Consider the following 4,028-nt stretch of genomic DNA (forward strand, 5'->3'; position numbering starts at 1 on the left):
AGTTACAATACCGGTGCTGGCCGTATTGACCGTGTAAAGCAAGCACTTAAAATAGGAAGTATTATTGGATTTTTGATCACCACTACTGGTTTTTTGATCATTCAATTTTTCCCAGAATTTGTAATCACTTTGTTTAACCAAGAAACTGCCGTTGTTGCTTTAGGCATCAAAGCGATCCGTATTTGGACACTTGGTTTCCCGCTTGTCGGTTTGCAAATCGTTTGGTCCAACTACTTTCAAGCTGTCGGAGAAGTCCGGCTGGCTAGTTTCTTGAACTTAGCCCGGCAATTGATTTTCTTAGTTCCATTAGTCTTGATTCTTTCTTCTATTTTTGGCCTTTACGGGATTTATGCTGCCGTACCGCTGGCAGATGTGTTAGCCTTTTCGGTTACCTTTTTCTTTATTCAAAAGAAATTACCCAGATCAAAAAAAGAATTACTTTGAGTTTTCACCTTGCGCTCAGTGAGATTTCATTGAAAGTTTTATGATTGTGTACTATTATGGAGACGCTAAGCGAAAGTGATTCGCTTCAAAAATTGAAATGATGGTGAGGGAAAAATATGTATAAATTGATTGCCCTTGATGTCAACGGGACATTGTTGACAGATCGCAAAGAACTGACAGAAGAAGTAATAGAAGCTGTCAGAAAAGCAAAAAAACGAGGTTCAAAAATTGTACTGTGTACGGAACGTTCTTATGATGGTATTGTAAAAGTGGTACATGATTTAGGTAATCAATATGTAGATTACGCTATTTGTTTTAACGGCGCTTTGGTCAAGGATGCTAAAATGCATACGACGTTATCGCGAGTGAATTTGACAAAAGACGATTTGGTTTATTTATACCAAACAAGTGAACGCATCGGCTGCTCGGTTCATTTTGATGATGAGCATTCTATTTATACCCCTAATCAACACATTGGCAAATATACTGTACAAGAAGCTTACTATAACAATGCGCCTTTGTATTACCGCAATGCTTATGATTTGCCGGAACATTTTATTCCTTCGAAAGCTATCTTCAGTGAAGAAAAAAACAAGTTAGACAGCAGTATAAAAAAATTGCCAAAAGACTTTTTCTCGAAATTCCATGCCATTAAAAGCGGCCCTAATTTCTTTGAAATTTTAAACAGTACTGCCAGCAAAGGCAATGCGTTGAAAGCATTGTGTGAACGTTTAGGAGTTGATCCGATGGATGTTTTAGCTATCGGAGATCATGAAAATGATTTATCTATGTTGGCTTTTGCTGGAAAAAGCGTAGCTATGGAAAATGCTGATCGCGCTGTTTTGCATATTGCAGATGACGTAACAGCTTCAAACAATCAAAACGGTGTAGCTGCCGCTATCAACAAATACGTATTAGAACAAGATGAATAAAAAAAGTAGTGTGATTTCCTTAATGGAATCACACTACTTTTTTATGCTTTTCTTTCACAGAATCAGCTTCCGTGACATTTTTTATATTTTTTCCCGCTACCGCATGGACAAGGTTCATTACGTCCAACTTTTTTTACCGTTATCGGCTGTTGTTTTTTTACTTTTGTCTCTTCTTGAAACTCGTTCAACTCAACAAACTTCCAGCCTCTAAAGCTCCATTTTCTCGTTTGCTCCGCCAACTCTTTGAACAATTGAACAAAAGTCAGCACATCTTCTTCTACAGCAAACTCAAGACCCGCCGCTGCTACTTTTGGGTACAGCTTATCTGCTTTTAAGCCAACAATGGCTGCCTTCGAAATTTCGTACATGATTTTTCCTTCAGTAAGCAGATCATAATTTTTTGCATGAATATACTGTTGAATATTTAGGTAATTAGGTGAATCTATAGCAATAATATGATCGGCATAGACCGCTAACTCATCAGCTGACGGCATATAATAAGGAACTTGTCGCGAAGCTAAATTTTCATAAAACAGCTTCGCTTCTTTTTCATCTACAAAAGAACTGTCGATGATCAATGGACTATTAAAATAAAAAGCTGTTTGCTGCTGTGCTACTTTTTTAAGCCACTCCTCAGCTGCTGCTACCGTTACTGCTTCTTTTTGGTGGAAATTCCAGACAGTTACCAACTGAGCTAAATCATATACTCCATATAAATGCAACAAGGCTATTATGTAAGAACAGAAGAGCTGATTTTTTCTTTGTTCTTCTATAAAAGGCTGGTTGTTTTTTAGTTCAATGAACGTCTTACTCAGTTCATTCGGTACAATTGGTGCTGCATTCTTTTGCTTATTTTTGTCCAGATAGAGGTAACCGTAAGCCATTAAACGATCTAATTCTTCCCCACTATTTCTTGCTGCTTCAAATGAAATCGTCTCATTTTGTTCTATCAGATTCTCTAACAGCTGGATCCAGGTTTGATTAGCATACGATAAATAACGAGTAAAGCTGGTCGGCATTTGTTCTGCCAACTCTGCTGCAATCTTCGCTTTTGTCTGGCTTTTTTTAACTGACAGGTTATTTTTCGCTGCAATTTCCAGCATCGTATCTTTTTTAACGGTTTGCAGTAATTCTACTAAATCCGTACGAGTTGCTAAAGGTGTTTGTAAAGCTGTTTCATTCATTTTAGTTCTCCTTATTCTAATTATCTTATTAAATTGGTGGTGATCTACTTGCAGTTGCCTAAACGAGTTTAGCGGCTTCGCTCATGGTGACGGGTTGAGAAGCGTGTTGGTTCCAAGCCGCTATCAGGTGGGATAATTCACAACGACCATATATGGTTTCAACCGCGGTTTTTGTCGTTAGAAACCAATTGTCTGCATCCTTTTTAGCCCCATTTGTAAGCAGTTGTTCCGTCAGCTCTTTGGGCACAATCGGTATGATTTGCTGGTTTTCTTTAAATAAATAGACATACCCCATTGCTACTAATACTGTTTGGGCTGTTTGTTGCGATTCCGTCAGTTCTTCTGGAAAATTACCTGAGGCATAAGTTGTTAAAACGTTCCGTTCCGTTTCCGTTAACTGGTCAACGGTTGTTTTAAAATTGTGTCTTAGTTGTTCAGCTAGTGCTGCTGCGATTTGTATGACTTTTTCTAACTGGCATAAGCTGATTTTCAGCAAGCGCCAGCAGATTTTCTTTTTTGTATGCGGTCAAACAATCCATTAATTGTTCTTTAGGTGTTCCTTTAATCAAATAGTTTTCTACTGTTGAGAACAAACTTCTTCCCCCTACTTTTCAATTCTGTTTCTTGCTTACTCTATCATACCGTATTTCTTGTTTTCAGTAAAATAAGCCAAGAAAGCAATGAATCCATTGCTTCTTTGGCTTATCTTTCGGCTGGTATGTTTATTATTGGTAAATCATTTCTGATGCATCATAATAGAGCAGTTCCCATAAGTGACCATCTAAATCAGTGAAACGACGGTAATAAATGTACTTTTCTGTGTTCTCTACTTTTTGTTCGGTTGCGCCGAGTGCAAGGGCCTTTTCCAGAAATTCAATAATTAAGTTCTTTTTTGCTGCTACTAACGTGACCATTACTTCTGTTTCGGTGGCTGCATCAGGCACTTCTTTGCCTGTATAACTTTTGAAATAGTCTTTAAGGATCAATGTCACAAAGACACCTTCTTTGAGAATGAGACAACTGGCATTTTCATCTGTATAACCCAATCGCGAGAAAAAATCAACGCTTTTAGTCAAATCCTCTACCGGCAAGTTAATAAAAATACTTTTTACTTGCGGAGCCATCCTTATTCACCTCTTTTAATTTAATATGGTCTGGATTCGTACACTAACTGCCTTACTTCCATATCTGACAATTGATGAAATTCTTCATAATAAGCTCCTACAGCGCCTAAATAGAAATCAGGTATTTTAAGAGCTACGATTTCATCAACTTTTGTTTGCAATTGTAATACCATTTCTTTTGGAATAACGGGTATAGCCAATATCAGTTTTTTAGGTTGGTGTCTTTGGATTTCAGCAATAGCCGCCATAATCGTATAGCCGGTTGCAATACCATCATCTACTAAAATAACAGTTTTTCCTTTGACAGATTGGCGGGCATGGTTTTCGAAATACATTTCTTGCCG

General features: G+C 37.6%; 5 protein-coding genes and 1 pseudogene. 2 read left to right on the plus strand and 4 right to left on the minus strand.

The window, feature by feature from the left end; genetic code table 11:
• Together RT405_RS03390 and RT405_RS03395 are read left to right on the plus strand one after the other, a co-directional pair.
• Window positions 1-444: MATE family efflux transporter (locus tag RT405_RS03390; protein WP_313467561.1), on the plus strand; the 444-nt coding region annotated here is incomplete at its 5' end.
• Between the two features lie 116 nt (window positions 445-560).
• Window positions 561-1,376, plus strand: a complete 816-nt coding sequence (locus RT405_RS03395) for a Cof-type HAD-IIB family hydrolase (RefSeq protein WP_313467563.1) — start codon at window positions 561-563, stop codon at window positions 1,374-1,376.
• 62 nt (window positions 1,377-1,438) lie between these two features.
• Here RT405_RS03395 and RT405_RS13475 read toward each other — a convergent pair.
• From RT405_RS13475 to RT405_RS03415, 4 genes and pseudogenes are all read right to left on the minus strand, one after another.
• Window positions 1,439-1,528 (minus strand): annotated as a pseudogene (locus RT405_RS13475) (SEC-C metal-binding domain-containing protein); the annotation flags it as partial.
• 1,090 nt (window positions 1,529-2,618) lie between these two features.
• Window positions 2,619-3,056, minus strand: coding sequence for a hypothetical protein (locus RT405_RS03405; RefSeq protein ID WP_313467567.1), 438 nt, complete (start codon window positions 3,054-3,056; stop codon window positions 2,619-2,621).
• Between the two features lie 229 nt (window positions 3,057-3,285).
• Window positions 3,286-3,684, minus strand: a complete 399-nt coding sequence (locus RT405_RS03410; RefSeq protein WP_313467569.1) for a glyoxalase/bleomycin resistance/extradiol dioxygenase family protein — start codon at window positions 3,682-3,684, stop codon at window positions 3,286-3,288.
• 20 nt (window positions 3,685-3,704) lie between these two features.
• Window positions 3,705-4,028: phosphoribosyltransferase family protein (locus RT405_RS03415; RefSeq protein ID WP_313467570.1), on the minus strand; the 324-nt coding region annotated here is incomplete at its 5' end.

Source organism: Carnobacterium sp. (assembly GCF_032094055.1).
Taxonomy (GTDB): Bacteria; Bacillota; Bacilli; order Lactobacillales; family Carnobacteriaceae; genus Carnobacterium_A.

Coding starts and splice junctions, on each gene's coding strand:
- RT405_RS03395 (WP_313467563.1), top strand. CDS start 561: ATGTATAAATTGATTGCCCTTGATGTCAACGGGACATTGTTGACAGAT.
- RT405_RS03410 (WP_313467569.1), bottom strand. CDS start 3,684: ATGGCTCCGCAAGTAAAAAGTATTTTTATTAACTTGCCGGTAGAGGAT.